The sequence below is a fragment of the Okeania sp. SIO2F5 genome, from assembly GCF_010692685.1.
Taxonomy (GTDB): domain Bacteria; phylum Cyanobacteriota; class Cyanobacteriia; order Cyanobacteriales; family Microcoleaceae; genus Okeania; species Okeania hirsuta.
Genome location: NZ_JAAHGU010000153.1, coordinates 1 through 16,709, shown reverse-complemented (window position 1 = coordinate 16,709; position 16,709 = coordinate 1). Strand labels below are relative to the sequence as shown.

Sequence of the window (16,709 nt, the reverse complement as noted above, 5' to 3'; positions counted from 1 at the left end):
AATTAAAATATATCACCATTTACCATTAATTTATCAAAACTTTAACCAAGAATCATTACCATGAGGAAAGTTCAATTAACGAGGTCTAGATTGACTTTTCAACCTAGGCTTACCCCTTCGTTTCCTAGCCCGAAGTTACAGCTTCAGACCTGGTAGGAGTACGCAAGACGCGCAAAAGTAGGTCTTCAGCAACCTCAACAGCTAAGGAAAAGGTCACAAAAAAAGGGTAATCGAACTAGATATTGAGAAATGTTTGGATAGAATTAACCACAGTGCGATAATGACACGGGTCATCGCACCCCAAAAAAGAGGGAGGAGGTTCCTCCTGATCAAAAATTGTAAATTATACGGCGGGTCTCCCGTCGCCGAAAAGATGACAGAATTAAAAATCCGTACAACCCATATTCAAGTCCCCAACGGAGACCTAGAAATAGCTTCTTATCTAGCACAACCAGTAGAAGAAAATCTATTTCCAGCAGTAGTAGTAATTCAAGAAATATTTGGGGTCAATGCCCATATCCGAGAAGTAACAGAAAAATTTGCCAAAGAAGGTTATGTAGCGATCGCTCCCTCAATCTACCAACGTCAAGCTCCAGGTTTTGAAGTGGGCTATACTGAGGAAAATGTCAAACTGGGTCGCAAGTATAAAGAACAAACCAAAGCCTCAGAACTACTAAGTGATATTCAAGCTACTATAAATTATCTCAAAACCCTACCTACTGTTAAAGCAGACAAGTTTGGTTGTATTGGTTTCTGTTTCGGAGGCCATGTGAGCTATTTAGCAGCAACTTTACCAGAAATTCAAGCAACTGCCTCTTTCTATGGAGCTGGTATTGCCACTGGTACTCCCGGTGGTGGTGAAGCTACTATTACTCTAACTCCGAAAATTAGTGGTACTATTTACTGCTTCTTTGGCACAGAAGATCCTTTAATTCCCATAGAACAGGTAGACCAAATAGAAGCAGAATTACAGAAACATCAAATTAAGCACCAGGTATTTCGTTATCAAGCAGATCATGGTTTCTTTTGTGACCATCGTAGTAATTATAATGCTGAAGCTACTGCTGATGCTTGGGTCAAGACAAAGCAACTTTTTGGTCAAGAATTGTAAAAAAAGTAGTTTTAGAAAGTGTTGGTCAACAAAATATTGAAGCTCGAACATCCCTATGAATTGATCTTCTCATGGCTAATAGCAAAAATCTTCACTCTTTGAGAACTAGCTAAATTTTAGTCAATATTTCAGGATTATTTTTTTGTGGCGAATAGTTTAATATTTTTGCTTCCCCCCTACTCCATACTCCCTATTCCCTGTCTATAGGTCAATAAGTTATTTTTTTCTCTACTGAAGCCCCAAAGATTAGCTATATTGAAGTAGCCTAGTGTTTTTTTTACCGTATATGAATCCCGAATCAACTAGCTCTCAAGAAAGTAAACAGTCCTTTTCCATGGACGATTTTGCTAAAGCTCTCGAACAACCTCAATATAATTATGAATTTCAAAAAGGACAAATAGTTACTGGAAAAGTATATAGTTATGAATCTGAAGGTGTATACATTGATATAGGGGGTAAGTCTTTAGCTCTTTTACCTATTCAAGAAGCTTTCTTGGGAGTAACACAAGATTTATCGGAAGCACTACCATTACAGCTAGAACGGGACTTCCTAATTATCCGCGAGCAAAATGCAGAAGGAGAAGTGCTTCTTTCTATTAAGCAACTAGAAATTAATCAAATTTGGGAGAATTTGATTGAATTACAAGAAGGTGGTCAGTCTTTCCAAGTTCGAGTAATTGGTACTAATAAAGGTGGGGTGACGGTGGATGTACAATCTTTGCGGGGTTTTGTTCCGCGCTCCCATCTTCTGGCAAAGGATAATTTGGAGTCATTGATTGACCAAGTATTGACAGTCAATTTTTTGGAATTGGACCAAGAAAAAAAGAAAATTGTGATGTCTCAGCGTTTGGCGGCTCAATCTGCTGGTTTTAGTAAGTTAGTTGTTGGTCAGTTGGTGGAAGGAAATGTTGCTGGAGTTAAACCTTTTGGGGTTTTTGTAGATTTAGAGGGTTTAACTGGTTTGCTTCATATTACCCAAGTTAGTCAAAAACGGGTTGATTCTTTATCAACAATTTTTGCACAGGGTAATCCGATTAAGGCGCTAATTGTTGATTTAGATGAAGGTCGAAAGCGAATTTCTCTTTCTACTAAGGTGTTAGAAAATTATCCAGGGGAAATGTTGGAAAAAATTGATGAAGTGATGGAGTCTGCTGATGCTCGCGCAGAAAGGGCGAGAAAGGCTTTACCTCAATTACAATAGCAGGGAATAGGGAATAGGGAATAGTTGGAAAAATATTTCCTAGTCTAAGGTCTTTCATTAGTCTATGTTCTCATCAATTCTTTCTTAGCTATAGGTTTAATTTTTCTATTACTTTTCAGGATGGCTGAATAGGTTTTGGCACTTATTCAGCAATTTTTATAACTCAAATTTATCCGTTGATGCAATAGAACTCCGTTCTGCTACGCGATAAAACTACGTTTCGCTGAGGCGATCGCACTCCCACTCATTAATCCTCTTTTTCATTTTAATAAGCACCTGCGCAGAGCGACAGACTTGTTATCAATATACATCAAAATTCCCTGGGAAGCAAAAATCCTGTATTTCTTGCATATCAAGACTTGTAGCGTTTATGAAAAGATTGCTAAAACAAGCGCAAAATCACGATTTTTCCCTAAATTTTGGCCTTCAAGAGCTACTTTCAACTTTTTTTGTGAAAATTAGTTTAAATTTCAAATATTTTAATCAATTAAATATAAGTTGAATTAATATAAAATTATTTTATAGTCTTGTAAAAAGTAGTAAAGAGTCATTTCAATTATCAGTTATCATAAGTTTTGAAACTTATTCAGCAATTTTTATAGTCAAGATTTTATAGACATGAAATGGCAGGAAAAAGAGATAATAATCTCAATTTTATCAATACAATTTTTCAGCAAATAATTTCATCAAATCCTACTTTACTAATTAGACAAGTTTTTTTATTAGCCATAATAAATCAGGGATAATTGTCTTTTTTTATTAAGTACAATTTCATAGATAAATAATTTTCAAAAATAATCCTACTGTGGGAACTTAAAAAAAATTTTATAGATTATCAATAGGTCAGTATTTTTTCGGAAAATAATAGGAAATTACGCTATAAAACTTCAGTAAATACACTATTGTTAACAGACAAATGTGCATCTTATTCTAGATATATAAATTCATAAAAGATCAGTTTAAAGATGACTACAACTTCCGCAGATTTATCAAAAACTCCAAATCAAAATTCGTCTTTTTTAGGGTCATTATTTGGTTCAGTTAGAGGAGCAGCACAAGTAGTCGGAAACGCCACAGTTCAAGCAGCTTGTGGTGCTGGTGAAGCTATTGGTAGTGTAGCTGTAAATACAACACATAGCCTAGGATATGTTACTGAAATGGTGAATAATAGTCAATTATTGTTACCATTAACAAAAGCTCTGAAAATAGAGCTGTTAGAAATAGTTGATCGGATAGATATTGTCAAAGCTGAAACTGAAATTCAACGCCTACAACAAAAATATCCAAATGAAAGCCCCTCTGAAATTAGCCATCGTGTAATTTTAGAGAAAGCAATTTATGTTGGGGGGACAGGGGTTGCTACAAGTATTGTACCAGGAATGGGATTAGGACTCATAGCAGTTGACTTAACAGTTACAAGTGCAATACAAGCAGAAATGGTATATCAGATTGCTTATGCTTATGGATTTGATTTACGAGAACCCGCAAGAAAAGGAGAAGTTTTAGGAATTTTTGGTTTAGCAGTTGGAGGTGGTCAAGCTTTAAAAGCAGGATTAGGTTTTATGCGAAATGTGCCTTTAGCAGGTGCAGTAATTGGTGGTAGTACAAATGCAGTCATGTTATATTCCCTAGGATATGCAGCTTGTCGGTTCTATGAAGCAAAATTAGCCCCAGAAACTATGGAAACTGCACTAGAAACTGCTCAAGTTGATACCCAGAAATATTTAAAAGCGGCGATCGCTCAACAAGCTATTATGGATCAAATTTTGGTTCATGTAATTTTAGCTGGAAATCCTGGAAAAACTTGGGAGCAAATACTTCCAGAACTTGAGGAAGCTAACCTTAGTCCTGGTTCTTTGGAAATAATTCAGAAGAATATCAAATCTCCTCCATCTCTAGAAAAATTACTTGCTCAAGTCAATGATGAGTTTGCGATTTCAGTTGTAGCTCAGTGTCAAAAAATTGCTGAGTTAGATGAGGTTATTACTCCACAAGAAAAGAAAGTCCTCGAACTAATTAGTAAGAAGTTGAAGGTTGACCTAGCTGCTGTGGAAATGCAAGTCCTTCAAAGTGAGTTAGATGCTTTAGCAGGTATCCTATTGGAATAACAATAAATCTTTTAAAAAATTGAAATGAAACTGCATATTAGGAAGGCTGAATAAGTATCAAAACTTATTCAGCCGTTTTTGTAGTGGAAATTTTTGTCAATACGAAATGTTCAACAATTAACAATTAATAATTACCTCTTCTTATAAAGAAGAGGATGGAGCTAAAGGAATTTTTTTCTTTTTTCCCCATGAATGGAGAGGCTTTATACCTGAATTTTTCGGTAAGAAAAATCATCAATCTTATCAATGCTATTTTGCCATAGAACTCCGTTCCGCTGACACGATAGAATTCCATTCCGCTTCGCGATCGCACTTCTACTTACCAATGGTCTTTTCATTTTAATTAGCACCTACGCAGAGCGACAGACTTGTTATCAATATACATCAAAATTCGCTATGAAGCAAAAATCCTGTATTTATTGCATATCAAGACTTACAGCGTTTATGAAAAGATTGCGAATACAGGGGCAAAATCGCGATTTTTCCCGAAAATTTGGCCCTCAATAGCTCATTTCAACTTTTTTTGTCAAAATTAGTTTAAATTTTAAATATATTAATTAATTAAACATAAGTTTAATTAATATCGAATTATTTGATAGTTTTCTAAAAAGTAGTAAAGAGTCATTTCAATTATCAGTTATCATAAGTTTTGAAACTTATTTAGCAATTTTTATAGTCAAAATTTTATCAATATGAAATGGCAGGAAAAAGAGGTAAAAATTATCAATTTTATCAATACAATTTTTCAGCAAATAGTTTGATAAAATCCTACTTTACTAGACTAAATAAGTTATTGCTGCATGACTTCTTTGCAACGCCAACCCCCTAAAAAATAGTCAAACAACACTGTTACCGACTAATTGCTTTTCAGTAAAATGAGGCATCACTTCTTTAGCAAAGAGTTTCATAGAAGTTGTGGCATCTTCGACTGAAATAGTGTTAAAGTTCACCTGCATAGATGCAAATTCAAAACCTCCAACCTGTTCATAGTAACTAGCAATTGTCTTGCGCAATTTTTCAGGGGTACCAATCCAAGCAGCTCCCTTTTCTATCTGAGATTCAAAAGTTTCTTCCTGTAGTGAAGCAATAATTTTATCGTAGCCTGGATAATCTACCGAACAAGTACCCTTTACCCAATCAGAAGCAGCTTCTACCAAAGATTTCAAATACCTATTTAATGGTTGACGAGCAATGGCGATCGCCTGCTCCTCAGTTGGCGCACAGAACATATGAAAAGCCAACATTACCTTACCTTGGCCTGGATGACCAGCAGATTTCCAGGCATCTCGATATAGCTTAATTAACTCGGCCATTTTCCCACCAGCTAAAGGAATTGCCATTACTCCATAACCCCTTTCACCAGCAGTCACAAAAGATTCTGGAGTAGCCAGACACGCTATCCAGAAGGGAGGGCGGGGAGTTTGAGTCGGACGAGGCAAAGAAGTAACATTCTCAAAGCGGTGAAACTGACCTTCCATACTCACATTTTCTGCTTCAAGAAGGCAACGTACCTGTTCCATCCCTTCCGTAAAGCGGGCACGACTTTCGTTTAAATCAATCCCAAATCTAGCAAATTCATGGGGCAAAAATGCACGAGCAAAACCAACTTCGAGACGTCCGTTGGAAATTGCATCTAACATCCCAATTTCTCCAGCTAGTTTAAGTGGATTGTTGAAGACAGGCAACACTGCTCCGGTAATCAAGCGAGCTTTTCGAGTTCGTTGGGATGCTGCTGTGAGGAAAACGATAGGATTAGGGCTATATCCGCCGTATGGATGGAAGTAGTGTTCGACAATTCTAACATTAGTATAATTAAGTTTGTCGCACAGACTTACCAGATGGAGAGCTTCATGAAAATACTGTGCTCCTGACTTCTGTTGAGGGCTAACATCGGGAAAAAACTGTAAACAAAATGGAATTTGGTTTTTAGAGTTGATAAAGGATAAAATCGGGTAACTCAATTGCAGGGTAGTTATGGTAGCTACTTTTCAGTAATGATGGCTTCAATTTCTATGTCTAGTTCTGAGCGACATATATCTGAATGCAGATAGATAAGTCTATCTGCAGCAGCGAAATTTTTCTTAACCATCTGTTGAACAACAGGCAAATCAGAAGGATGGCGGATGTAAATGGTGAAGGAGCGATCATAAAGCATTGGGTCTGGAAGTCCTGGATTAAACCCCATACGTTCAAACACCAGTTTCATGTTATCCAGAGTTACCTCAAACTGTTTTTCAATATTGCCTTTGCCTACAGACTTATGTCCTTTGATGCTAGCTGTTCCTGACAGATAGCCAATACGTTTACCATTGGACTTAATAACAGTTCCTCTGGCAAAACTTGGCGAACGTGGTCTATACTGGGGTGGGTATTTGTAGGCTGAAACTTGTTCGGGATTTTCCACATTACTAATGTTTTCCTTCACTGCAATAAAGTAGATTGCATAGGTGTCATCAGCAATACCTATACCTGTTGCTGCTGGTAATTTTACACAAAAGTTTGTCCCATAAAAACTTTCAAATGCTAGGGATCTACCCTTACAGAAAGATTTATAGTTTTCCAGACCCTTACTTTCATCATTAATATAGGGAACATAATTCCCAATTCGACATAAATTCCAGTCTTGTGTCAGTTCTAGCAAACTTAAATATGTTTTGTATGCAATATCTTCTAGAGGATATGTTATTGGTACAGTCGATACACCCATTAATTGGGAATTTGTTTGTAGCAGATTAAAATCTTGCTCGGTGTAATTTTTTCCTAATTCGCTAGAGTAATGAATGATTGAATATCCTTCCAGGATTGGAATTTTGAGGTACAAATTAATTTCATCTATGGTTGAAAAGCAGAAAGTTCTATCTTGTCCAAAATAAATATTCATGTTAATTCCAACTATGCAACTATTAGGAGTATCATGTGCGCTTAATCATTTTTGATACTCCTAATAGTAAGCTAAAGGTTGAGATAATCTGTGTTTTAGCCTTAGGGCAACTCTTCCACAGGAGGATTCTCTGAGGCACATCAATGGGGTTTCATATAAATATAAAAAATCACCTAAAAGGTAATCTTAACAATTAATAAATCACTAAAAAGTATGAGTATTTATTTGTTTTTATTAGATTTGTATAACAACTTTGACATTTTTTTCTGTCAAGTTGAAAAAAAAATCAACTTAATTTTGCTATTTATGATAATTTTTTTATAGTTAGAATAATTCGATGTCAAAATTTTTCCTGCCTCCCAATTAGATAAATAATAATAATTATAGAATATGAAAAAATTAAATGTTTTAGGAATTGATAGTGGTGGGATAAAATCAGTTAAAAGTTATCAATTAACAGTACCTACTACTGAAGTAGGAGGTTTGAGAGCTGATATTAATTGTCAAAACTTTTCCTAGCTCAAAATTAGATAAATAATAATAATTATAGAATATGAAAAAAGTAAATGTTTTAGAAATTGATGGTGGTGGTATAAAATCAGTTAAAAGTTATCAATTAACAGTACCTACCACTGAAGTAGGAGGTTTGAGAGCTGATATTAATTGTCAAAACTTTTCCTAGCTCAAAATTAGATAAATAATAATAATTATAGAATATGAAAAAAGTAAATGTTTTAGGAATTGACGGCGGTGGCACTAAAACAGAAGCCGTTTTAATAGATGAAAATTATCAAATTCTTGGTAGTGGTAAAAGCGGTCCGTCAAATTATCAGAGTGTGGGAATTGAAGTAGCTAAAAATTCAATTCAAACCGCTATTACTCAAGCAGTTACTAATAATAATAACCATCAACCAATATCTGGAATTTGTCTTGGTTTAGCAGGAGTAGGAAGACCTGAAGATTTTTCAGTAGTAGAAAATTTGCTCCAAGAAATTATTACTAATCTTCCGATAAAATGGGATTTACAGCCAAATACCATAATTATTTGTAGCGATAGTAACATCGCTTTGGTGGGAGGTATTGGATATTCTATAGGTATTGTGGCAATGGCAGGTACAGGTTCCCAAGTATTCGGCCAGAATAGTCAGGGCTTAATTAAGCGGGTTGGTGGTTGGGGTTATCTTTTGGGAGATGAAGGTAGTGGTTATAATATAGCTATTCGAGGTCTACAAGCAGCTTTGAAAAGTTATGATGGACGTGAATCTCCGACTACTTTAATTACAGATTTTCAAAGACACCTGGGCCTGACAAATATTGAAGGTATAATAGAAGTAGTCTATCGCCGTGGATGGGGTGCAACAGATATAGCCGCACTTGCTCCCATTGTCTCGGCAGCCGCAGATAAGGGAGATAAGGTAGCTAAGAAAATTATTCAAGGTGCTGTGGAGGAGTTAAGCATAGCTACAAAAATTGTGATATCTACCTTATTTCAGCCTCACGAAACTTTTGAAGTAGTTACTATTGGAAGTGTCTGGAACAGTATGATTGATTTTCGCGGTCGGTTTGAAAATTCTATCTTAGCGGTCGCTCCTACTGCCAAAATTATCTGGCCTCGACATCAACCTGCTTATGGTGCAGGAATTTTAGCCTTGAAAGCTATTGCTATGTAGGTAAATAACAGGGAATTCAAAATATTGTTATATAAAAAAATTAACAATTTTCTCTTACCCTAAAAAGGTAAACGCCCAGGGCTATTTCATTCTAAACTGTGGCATTTTATATATTGACGAAACAACGTTATTTCAAGCTTTAGGAAATTTATTTTTCCCTGTCTGAAAATCAATAAATTCATTGCAAAAATCTAGTGCCGCTACGCGGAAGTCAAAAGTCAAAAGTTAAAATTATTGATTGGTAAGGCTTTTAGGATTTTGTAACTGGTTAGTTATTTCTGCCATCCTGCACCAGAATGAAATGACCCTGGTAAACCCCTGAGCTAGCACTGCTATATCTCATCAGATATTTATTACACTGCTGAAAATTTTCTATTTGGAGAATATTATCTATGTTTAATTCAAAAAAATGGCATTTCGGAACATCTTTATTATTAAGTTTAGGTATGACATTAGCCACAGCAACACCTCTAATTTCAAATCCTGCTATGGCTCAATTTTATCGGCGAAGAACGTTTCTTGGGAACCAACAAAGACAACTTCCTAATAACCAACGAAGACCGTTTTCTGTAGCACGAATACCTGCAGGGACACTTATACCTGTCGAATATGAGGAAGCAGAAAAAGTAGTCCTAAGTCCAGATGAATCTATGAGATTAAGGCTAACAGTAGCACAAGATATTCGAGATGTTCAAGGAAGAGTAATTATACCCTTTGGCAGTTTAATAGAAGGTCAACTACAACCTGTTTCAGATGGTACTCAATTTTTGGCCGAACAGTTAATTATCCGCGGTCGCAGAAGGTTTCGTTTTGACGCTATTTCTAGGGTAGTTACCGATACTGAAAAAATCACAAAGGGTGCTGATGCTGGAGATATTTTGAAGGGTGCCGCTGTCGGTGGTGCTGCTGCTACTTTACTATCTGGTATTACTGGGGATAAAGTAATTGCTACAGAAAGAGTATTAGCTGGTGCTGGGTTGGGTGCTTTAGCTGGAGTATTATTGGGTCGGGAAAAAGCGGAGGTAGTCGTGATTTATCCAGAGGAAGATTTAGACTTGAGATTACGGTCTGATTTTGCATTGCGTTAATTTACATACAGAATCAAGATTTATCGCAAATATTCATCAAAATGCCATGGCTGATAGTTATACTAGATTAAATGTGCGTTAGCCTTATGCAACTCGATTGATATTAAATCCAGATAATTAGTGATGAAAAAGCCGATCCTATCTATGCAGATCACATCTCCCTATTTTCCCTACTCCCTTATCGGGACTTTATACAAAATTGATAAATATTTGCTACAATAGGGTATTTATTCGGAGTCAACCCACCCCTAACCCCTCCCAGGAGAGGAAGTCAGAACTCAGGTAGGGAAGCCGTCGGATTGGCGAGGTACAGAATTAATGGCTTCAATACCAATTTTTAGGTCATAAATTCTCTTTTTCTTTTGGTGCGCGTTCCCTCTCTTGGTCAGCATTCCCTTGCGTCTCACGCCGACGCGGGTTCTGACCGCTCTGTTGGTGGATTGGATATGGCGAGGAGACCCGAAGAGTGACAGAGCCGCTGCCTCTTTCCTCCTCCAGAGGAGCTTTCCTATGGTCATGCTGCGCAAACGCTAACGCTTTACATGTTGGGGAGCAAAACGCCATCCCACCCTACGGGAAGCTCCGAAGATCGACCGCTTGCAACTGGTGTCGTCCCGGGGTTCCACCCCTTTGTCAAAGGGACATTTCCTGTACTTGTCTTTTAATCACACTTATTATTCGTAACATTCTTTTTTCAAATTTGTATTAGTCAAAAACACCTAAAAAATAGGCTCAAAAGCTTACATAGCAAGACTTTAATGTCAAATACGCTTGTTCCTTGATATATTGGGGAATGCTACGCAAAGAGCCATTCTCCCACTAATTTTAACTTCTGATTTTCAATCCGAATGCTGCGCAAACACACTTCTGATTTCTGACTCCTTGAATATTCACCTTGTTTTCAAGATTGGTGAGTATTAACTACCATGAATAACTTTATCTATCAGGTACTAAAGTAGATCGTCTAACTGTTCAAAACTTTTAGCTTTCAATTGATTCAAAGCAGATTTAGCTGCAGCTTGTTCCGCAGCTTTAATTGATGGTCCCTTACCCATGCCAAGTTTCTTGCCTTTAAACCAAACTTCTGCAAAGAAACGTCCGCGATCGCCATGAATCTTATTTGTTTCCTCAACTTGATAATTTGGCAGTGTTTTGTAATGACCTTGAGTCCATTCTTGGAGAGCTGCTTTATAATTTTGCCTAGCTGGGTCACTGCGAATTTCTGCGATCAAGATTTCAAAGTGAGAGTCTAACCAGGGGCGAATTAATTCTAAGCTATTGGTGCTTAAATAAAGAGCAGCTAAAACAGCTTCAAAAGAATCTGCTATTCGTGATTCTTCTCCAGCTCGATCTCCTGCTGCACTTTTAGATACTAGTAAATAACGACTCCACCCATATTTATTTGCAATTTGTGCTAGAGAGCGATCGCTCACCAAAATAGAACGAATGGCGGCAAATTCTCCTACTGGATAATTTGAATACTTTTCAAATAGTAACTCTGCCGCAACCAGTCGAACTACTGCATCACCTACAAATTCTAACTGTTCATAGTTATGTATTGAGGAAACTGTAGAATGGGTTAAAGCCAAATCTAGTAAATTCCATTTTATTGCTGCTTGTTGAGGTATAGATAACTTTTCTATTAGAGATTGAAGTTGCTTTTGGCGAGGATGATATATTTGAGTCATTGTTTGGATGGTTTTGGTCTCTCCCAATTTATTTGTTTACTTTTAGGGTTAAGGAATAGCAAAAAATAAATTATCCAATTTTTGGACTCTCCCTATTCCCTACTTCCTGCTTCCTACTTTGCTAATTTTAGTGCAATGGAATATTTGTTTACTATTAGAGTTACATTATAATTATTACATACAGAAAGGTGGAGAAGATAATCGATCTAGGGTCTAAATTATCAACGCCCAAAAAACTTACCAAGGATTACCAATTAATGTAAAAGCTGACCAATAATAAGGATGGGAAAAAATTTCATTACCAAACTCTGACAATTCTAGGGGTGGTTGTAACTGCTTCATAAAAACGATATAAAATGTCATAATGCGACATTTTACTGTTTACTTCCTGCTTTCCTACGGAATGCTATGCAAACAACTGAGGCCGTCGGCGGTTACTCATCCACAAGCATTCACGGGTCTTGCCCGACCGCATCTCTCAAATTTATACTGGCGTTTAAATCTCTATCTATTTACAAGCCACAGTCAGGACAGTTATAAGTTCTCAGGCTTAGTGGCATATCCTGAACATGACCGCACCTACTGCAAGTTTTTGATGATGGGAAAAATCTATCAACAACTACTAGCTCAGAGCCGTACCACTGAGTTTTATATTCAAGCTGTCGCCTGAACTCATAAAATCACTATCTGCTAACTGATTTCGCCAGCTTATGGTTGGCTAGCATACCGCTAACATTCAAATTTTCAATGACAACAGTACCGTGGTTCTTGGCTAAGTATGTTGTCAATTTATGAAGTGAGTCAAGACGGATGTTTGCTAATTTTCTATGCAGTCTAGCTATCTTCAGTTGTGCCTTTTTCCAGTTAGCTGAACCAATTGTTTTATTACGGTTCCGATATTGTAGTTGAGATAGTTTGCCTTCACATTATTTAGGCTTATAACTGTATTAATTAACTGTGCCTTATCTGCATCAGTAACACTATAAAATTCTGGTTTTTTGCCTAGGGTTATTAATATTAGCTGCATTTGCTCTGCTCGTGACCAAATCCAAATATAGCAATGTGCGCTCAGGTATTTACAATGTCCAGCTCAAAGTGCATTAAGCGAACAGGTGTACAAAAAATAATGTGTAAATATGCCAGCGCACATTGCTATAACAGCAGGTTTTGTACCAGTTTGTTGAGATATATTTGAAAGAGTTTCAGCGATACCTTCAGCCGTTACTGAAAAGTCAGCTAGATTTTCATCAAAGTAATTTTCATAGTCTCTTTCCCAATGCTACTCAACTTGATTTACTGCTTCAATAAAGTCTTTCTCTTCTAAAAATCTATCCCAGTCATCTTCTTTTACAGCGATCGCTGATTGTTTTACCAGGAGAATTTTTAAGATAATGGTACTAAAAAAAATCAAGATAAATAATAAACAAAAAATAATTATTTTTTTCCATTTCTGATGATACATAGTTTTACTCCACAGGTTAGTATAGAAATCCTAAATGATACTAGAGAAAGCTTGATATTTACTCAAATTGGGCACACTAAATAACCTATACTTAATAGACTTGTCGCTTTATAACTTCAAAAACCCCCAAAAACCTTGTTATATAAGGATTGTAGCTATTGGTGGCTAAAAAGGCCTTGAAATTATTGCTCTGTCTAGGTTGGAGCGATTTTTTCCCTCTATTTAGCGACAACTCTAATAAATAGTTCAAAGATTTTTTTTGTGATGGCAAAGGAGCGACATCGTTGGTGTAATTGTCGAAGCAGTTTTTTGGCTTGTCCCCAAATATTCTCTATGGGATTTTCTGATGGTGCATATGGTCCAAAACGCAAACAATGAACTGTAATATTTGTCTGAGTATTGATTGTGGCAAGAAACTTACGAAACTCTTGGGAACGATGGTAACTGGATCCATCCCAAATCAGAACAATTTTCGCTTCCTCACTTTGAATACGTAAATGCTTGACAAAATCAATTGTGGCTTCCGTGTTAGCTGTTTGATAGGCACTAAGTATTACTTCTTCACTTTGGCAATCTAAAGCTCCATAGTATGTCTGGGAATCACGATAGTTGTCTACCTCTACCTCTCGTCTTTCCAGGCGATCGCCCCATCCATAACCACAAATATCTTCAGCACAAACATCACATTCATCTAAAGCAAATACTCGAATTAAACAATTTTCAATTTATGATATGATATTAATCCTAATTACTTAGGAGTCAGTCCTCAGGAGTCAGGAGGGAAGAAAGAATAAGAAACCCTGAGTAGAAGGAGAAAGTTTTTTGCTCGCTCTCTTATCCTGAATGAGATCATACCTCAAATCAGCAACGCCAAATCTTAAAATATACTATTATTTTGCTATTTTGTCATTGAAGCATCTTTATCCTGTTGTTGAAACTGTGGCATACTAAGACTCTTAACACCTGTTTCTCCATGTCAATTTTTAGCGATCGCCTGATGGTCTGTGATGATAACTTCTTGCCTATGAAGCTAATACACCATTTTAAGCTTGACGCGACACTACTGGATCTACTGAAGTGGGGCATGGGGCAGGTTTATCTAAATTTAATGTTGAGTAAGACTAATTTAATGCAGAACCCGCCTCTACTATTACACTATTTTATTTAGATGAAACAGTCTACTACACAGAAAAATAAAAATGCTGAACAGTTACAAAATTATAGATGCAGACTCCCACGCTATCGAACCTTCCCAGATGTGGGCCAAATACCTCGAACCTCAATTTCAAGACTTTGCCCCCTCAACCGACATGAAAATCAAAGGACAACCCATCACCGAAAAAATCTCCCAACAAGTAGAACAAGAGGGAAATAGGCAGATGATGGAGGCTCACCCCCATGCTTATTTAAACCACTACGACGTGGAATCCCACGTCCAAGCAATGGTATTGATGGGAATAGATATAGCCTTTATTTATCCCACTTCCGGACTGTGGTTATTTGCCATCGATACTTTCCCCCCAGAAGTCATCGGAGCTTTTACCCATGCCTACAATACATGGCTGTATGAAGAATTTTGTAGCTATGACCCCAGTCGGTTAAAAGGAGTAGGAGCAATGAATCTCCATGACCCCCAGGAGATGGTCAAAGAGCTACATCGAATTGTAAACTTTGGCTGGAAAGCAGTTTTTTTACGCCCTAACCCTGTCAAAGGCAGAATTTTGAGCGATGCGGAATACGAACCCTTTTGGGCTGCTTGCGAAGAATTAGATATAGCTGTAGGCATTCACGAGGCAACCCACGGTCGCTTACCCACCACAGGAGCAGATAGATTCAATAGTCGTTTTGCCCTCCATGCTTGTTCTCACCCCATGGAACAGATGATGGCATTATTGGCCTTAATAGAAGGAGGAGTATTAGAGCGTCATCCGAAGCTGAGGGTAGGATTTTTAGAATCTGGTTGTGGTTGGTTGCCCTATTGGTTATGGCGGTTGGACGAAGAGTATAGAAATTTACATTGGGAAGTCAAAGATATGGTAAAGTTGCTGCCTTCAGAGTATTTTCGCCGTCAATGTTATATTGCCGTTGAGCCATCTGAACCTTATCTAACTCAAATTATTGATTACATTGGCTCTGAAAATTTAATATTTGGCTCAGATTATCCACACATGGATCATCACCCAGATATTGTGAAAAACATTGTAGAGCTTGAGAAAAATTTATCTCAGGAGATAGTTAAAAAAATCGTTTGGGATAATCCTAAATGTTTCTATAAAGTTTGAGGTGAAATGGGTAGGTTTCACTTTGTTAGGATATAATCTAAAAACCTTTCTCCTTTTTTGGAGAACTGGTATCATTGAACTAAAAATTTCAGACTCTTTTAGAGAAAAGATTTTTCAACTTTAATAAAAGACTATTAGAGGGTATCTGTAAATAAAACCTTAAGCCACAAGACGATTTAACATCAGTGACATCATGGCAATGTGAACGACAGCTTCACTCACTTCCGGTAAACCCTCGTAATCTTTACTTAGTCGTCTTTGTCGTCAAGGGCCAGCCTCAAGTTCTCTCAACTACCCAACGTCGAGGTTCAACCTCAAAACTTTTTTGAGAACGTTCAACCACCTCCAGGTAAAGCTCGCATCCACCCGCGACTTGCTGCAATCACTGTCCTCGATCACCTCTATCGGCCCAAACCTTTTGTAGAGTTGGAACTGACAGGCTTGATTCTGCCAGCAACATCCTTCCAGCTGTGACATCTGATATATTGGCAGCATGAACCAACACTACTAACACTAGCCCTAATGTCTCCACGCTCGATGTGCCGTTTCCGGCCTTTGACTTTTTGGCCTCCATCAAAGCCTCGCTCTGCTCCTCCTATCTCCGTTGTTTTCACTGATTGGCTATCAATTATAGCTCCTGTGGGTTCGGGGTTTCGTCCCTCTTGTTGACGGACATTAGCCCGTAGGCTATCGTGAATCCGTTGCCAGACTCCTTGTTTTTGCCATTTTCGGAAATACCCATACACAGTCTTGGCTGGTGGGAAGTCATGGGGTAACAGTTCCCAGGCACAACCACTACGACTCCAGTAGAGAATACTATTAACAACTTCTGGTAAGTCCACTGTTTGTTTCCTTCCTCTGGATGTTTCAGATTTGGCCACAGGTAGCATGGGAGCTATGATTTCCCAAGCAGCGTTCGCGCAGCGTCCCGGAGGGAATCGCTTAGGTCTGTGGAATAGGCTTTACGAGTCATATACTCTCATGTTTGATATCTGGTTTACCATTTATATCATGTTCGGATGATAACTTATAATAAAACCAGAATTATTACAGTAGATGTATTCAAACTTTATGGCCAAAAAGATGGCGATCGCCAACTACCTTTATGTTCAAGCGATCGCTTATAATTGAACAGCCCTAGTTTGAGGCCACCAATGGAAGCAAGTTAGTCCTTGTATTAAATCATGCTGTTTCATTAGTTGTTGGCACCGAAAGACT

At 37.5% G+C, this 16,709-nt stretch carries 15 protein-coding genes and 2 pseudogenes; 8 read left to right on the top strand and 9 right to left on the bottom strand.

Annotated elements, in window-relative coordinates:
• Positions 1-373: 373 nt before the first annotated feature.
• The 3 genes from F6K27_RS28365 (at position 374) to F6K27_RS28355 (ending at position 4,420) form a co-directional block, all read left to right on the top strand.
• Positions 374-1,111: a dienelactone hydrolase family protein gene (locus F6K27_RS28365; protein WP_287279358.1), complete on the top strand. Its 738-nt coding sequence runs from the start codon at positions 374-376 to the stop codon at positions 1,109-1,111.
• Between the two features lie 286 nt (positions 1,112-1,397).
• Positions 1,398-2,312 (top strand): S1 RNA-binding domain-containing protein, encoded by a 915-nt coding sequence (locus F6K27_RS28360; protein ID WP_287279357.1) that lies wholly within the window; start codon positions 1,398-1,400, stop codon positions 2,310-2,312.
• Between the two features lie 965 nt (positions 2,313-3,277).
• Positions 3,278-4,420 (top strand): EcsC family protein, encoded by a 1,143-nt coding sequence (locus F6K27_RS28355; RefSeq protein ID WP_287279356.1) that lies wholly within the window; start codon positions 3,278-3,280, stop codon positions 4,418-4,420.
• 203 nt (positions 4,421-4,623) lie between these two features.
• Here the strand turns inward: F6K27_RS28355 and F6K27_RS28350 are convergent, their stop codons facing one another.
• The 3 genes from F6K27_RS28350 to F6K27_RS28340 form a co-directional block, all read right to left on the bottom strand.
• A complete protein-coding gene (locus tag F6K27_RS28350) occupies positions 4,624-4,758 on the bottom strand; it encodes a hypothetical protein (protein WP_287284713.1) in 135 nt (44 codons plus the stop codon).
• Between the two features lie 498 nt (positions 4,759-5,256).
• Positions 5,257-6,381 carry an LLM class flavin-dependent oxidoreductase gene (locus F6K27_RS28345; protein WP_287279355.1) on the bottom strand — a complete coding sequence of 375 codons (1,125 nt, stop codon included), beginning with the start codon at positions 6,379-6,381 and terminating at the stop codon, positions 5,257-5,259.
• Between the two features lie 20 nt (positions 6,382-6,401).
• Positions 6,402-7,301 (bottom strand): hypothetical protein, encoded by a 900-nt coding sequence (locus F6K27_RS28340; protein WP_287279354.1) that lies wholly within the window; start codon positions 7,299-7,301, stop codon positions 6,402-6,404.
• Positions 7,302-7,691: 390 nt separating this feature from the next.
• Between F6K27_RS28340 and F6K27_RS28335 the strand changes: the two genes are divergently transcribed.
• From F6K27_RS28335 to F6K27_RS28320, 4 genes are all read left to right on the top strand, one after another.
• Positions 7,692-7,820 (top strand): hypothetical protein, encoded by a 129-nt coding sequence (locus F6K27_RS28335; RefSeq protein ID WP_287279353.1) that lies wholly within the window; start codon positions 7,692-7,694, stop codon positions 7,818-7,820.
• A 34-nt stretch (positions 7,821-7,854) separates the two neighbouring features.
• Positions 7,855-7,983, top strand: coding sequence for a hypothetical protein (locus F6K27_RS28330; RefSeq protein ID WP_287279352.1), 129 nt, complete (start codon positions 7,855-7,857; stop codon positions 7,981-7,983).
• 34 nt (positions 7,984-8,017) lie between these two features.
• Positions 8,018-8,971 (top strand): N-acetylglucosamine kinase, encoded by a 954-nt coding sequence (locus F6K27_RS28325; RefSeq protein WP_287279351.1) that lies wholly within the window; start codon positions 8,018-8,020, stop codon positions 8,969-8,971.
• Positions 8,972-9,363: 392 nt separating this feature from the next.
• Positions 9,364-10,059, top strand: a complete 696-nt coding sequence (locus tag F6K27_RS28320; protein WP_124143478.1) for a hypothetical protein — start codon at positions 9,364-9,366, stop codon at positions 10,057-10,059.
• A 950-nt stretch (positions 10,060-11,009) separates the two neighbouring features.
• On the opposite strand, the gene rnc is transcribed toward F6K27_RS28320, so the two are convergent.
• From rnc to F6K27_RS28295, 5 genes and pseudogenes are all read right to left on the bottom strand, one after another.
• Positions 11,010-11,747, bottom strand: a complete 738-nt coding sequence (gene rnc / locus F6K27_RS28315; RefSeq protein WP_124143477.1) for a ribonuclease III — start codon at positions 11,745-11,747, stop codon at positions 11,010-11,012.
• Between the two features lie 237 nt (positions 11,748-11,984).
• Complete coding sequence (locus F6K27_RS28310) at positions 11,985-12,110, bottom strand: hypothetical protein (protein WP_275670287.1); 126 nt, start codon at positions 12,108-12,110, stop codon at positions 11,985-11,987.
• A gap of 149 nt (positions 12,111-12,259) precedes the next feature.
• Positions 12,260-12,664: pseudogene (locus tag F6K27_RS28305) on the bottom strand (RNA-guided endonuclease InsQ/TnpB family protein); the annotation flags it as partial.
• A gap of 362 nt (positions 12,665-13,026) precedes the next feature.
• On the bottom strand, positions 13,027-13,209 hold the full coding sequence (locus F6K27_RS28300; protein ID WP_124143476.1) for a hypothetical protein: 183 nt from the start codon (positions 13,207-13,209) through the stop codon (positions 13,027-13,029).
• Between the two features lie 218 nt (positions 13,210-13,427).
• Positions 13,428-13,919, bottom strand: a complete 492-nt coding sequence (locus F6K27_RS28295) for a transposase (RefSeq protein ID WP_287279359.1) — start codon at positions 13,917-13,919, stop codon at positions 13,428-13,430.
• A gap of 489 nt (positions 13,920-14,408) precedes the next feature.
• Here F6K27_RS28295 and F6K27_RS28290 point away from each other — a divergent pair, with 489 nt between their 5' ends.
• Positions 14,409-15,491, top strand: a complete 1,083-nt coding sequence (locus F6K27_RS28290) for an amidohydrolase family protein (RefSeq protein ID WP_124143474.1) — start codon at positions 14,409-14,411, stop codon at positions 15,489-15,491.
• 159 nt (positions 15,492-15,650) lie between these two features.
• On the opposite strand, the pseudogene F6K27_RS28285 reads toward F6K27_RS28290, so the two are convergent.
• Positions 15,651-16,381: pseudogene (locus tag F6K27_RS28285) on the bottom strand (IS5 family transposase).
• Positions 16,382-16,709: the final 328 nt, after the last annotated feature.

Bases quoted from the DNA above. Each gene is read 5' to 3' on its own strand.
- F6K27_RS28365 (WP_287279358.1), top strand. From the start codon at position 374: ATGACAGAATTAAAAATCCGTACAACCCATATTCAAGTCCCCAACGGA.
- F6K27_RS28360 (WP_287279357.1), top strand. From the start codon at position 1,398: ATGAATCCCGAATCAACTAGCTCTCAAGAAAGTAAACAGTCCTTTTCC.
- F6K27_RS28355 (WP_287279356.1), top strand. From the start codon at position 3,278: ATGACTACAACTTCCGCAGATTTATCAAAAACTCCAAATCAAAATTCG.
- F6K27_RS28350 (WP_287284713.1), bottom strand. From the start codon at position 4,758: ATGAAAAGACCATTGGTAAGTAGAAGTGCGATCGCGAAGCGGAATGGA.
- F6K27_RS28340 (WP_287279354.1), bottom strand. From the start codon at position 7,301: ATGAATATTTATTTTGGACAAGATAGAACTTTCTGCTTTTCAACCATA.
- F6K27_RS28335 (WP_287279353.1), top strand. From the start codon at position 7,692: ATGAAAAAATTAAATGTTTTAGGAATTGATAGTGGTGGGATAAAATCA.
- F6K27_RS28330 (WP_287279352.1), top strand. From the start codon at position 7,855: ATGAAAAAAGTAAATGTTTTAGAAATTGATGGTGGTGGTATAAAATCA.
- F6K27_RS28325 (WP_287279351.1), top strand. From the start codon at position 8,018: ATGAAAAAAGTAAATGTTTTAGGAATTGACGGCGGTGGCACTAAAACA.
- F6K27_RS28320 (WP_124143478.1), top strand. From the start codon at position 9,364: ATGTTTAATTCAAAAAAATGGCATTTCGGAACATCTTTATTATTAAGT.
- rnc (WP_124143477.1), bottom strand. From the start codon at position 11,747: ATGACTCAAATATATCATCCTCGCCAAAAGCAACTTCAATCTCTAATA.
- F6K27_RS28310 (WP_275670287.1), bottom strand. From the start codon at position 12,110: ATGACATTTTATATCGTTTTTATGAAGCAGTTACAACCACCCCTAGAA.
- F6K27_RS28300 (WP_124143476.1), bottom strand. From the start codon at position 13,209: ATGTATCATCAGAAATGGAAAAAAATAATTATTTTTTGTTTATTATTT.
- F6K27_RS28290 (WP_124143474.1), top strand. From the start codon at position 14,409: ATGCTGAACAGTTACAAAATTATAGATGCAGACTCCCACGCTATCGAA.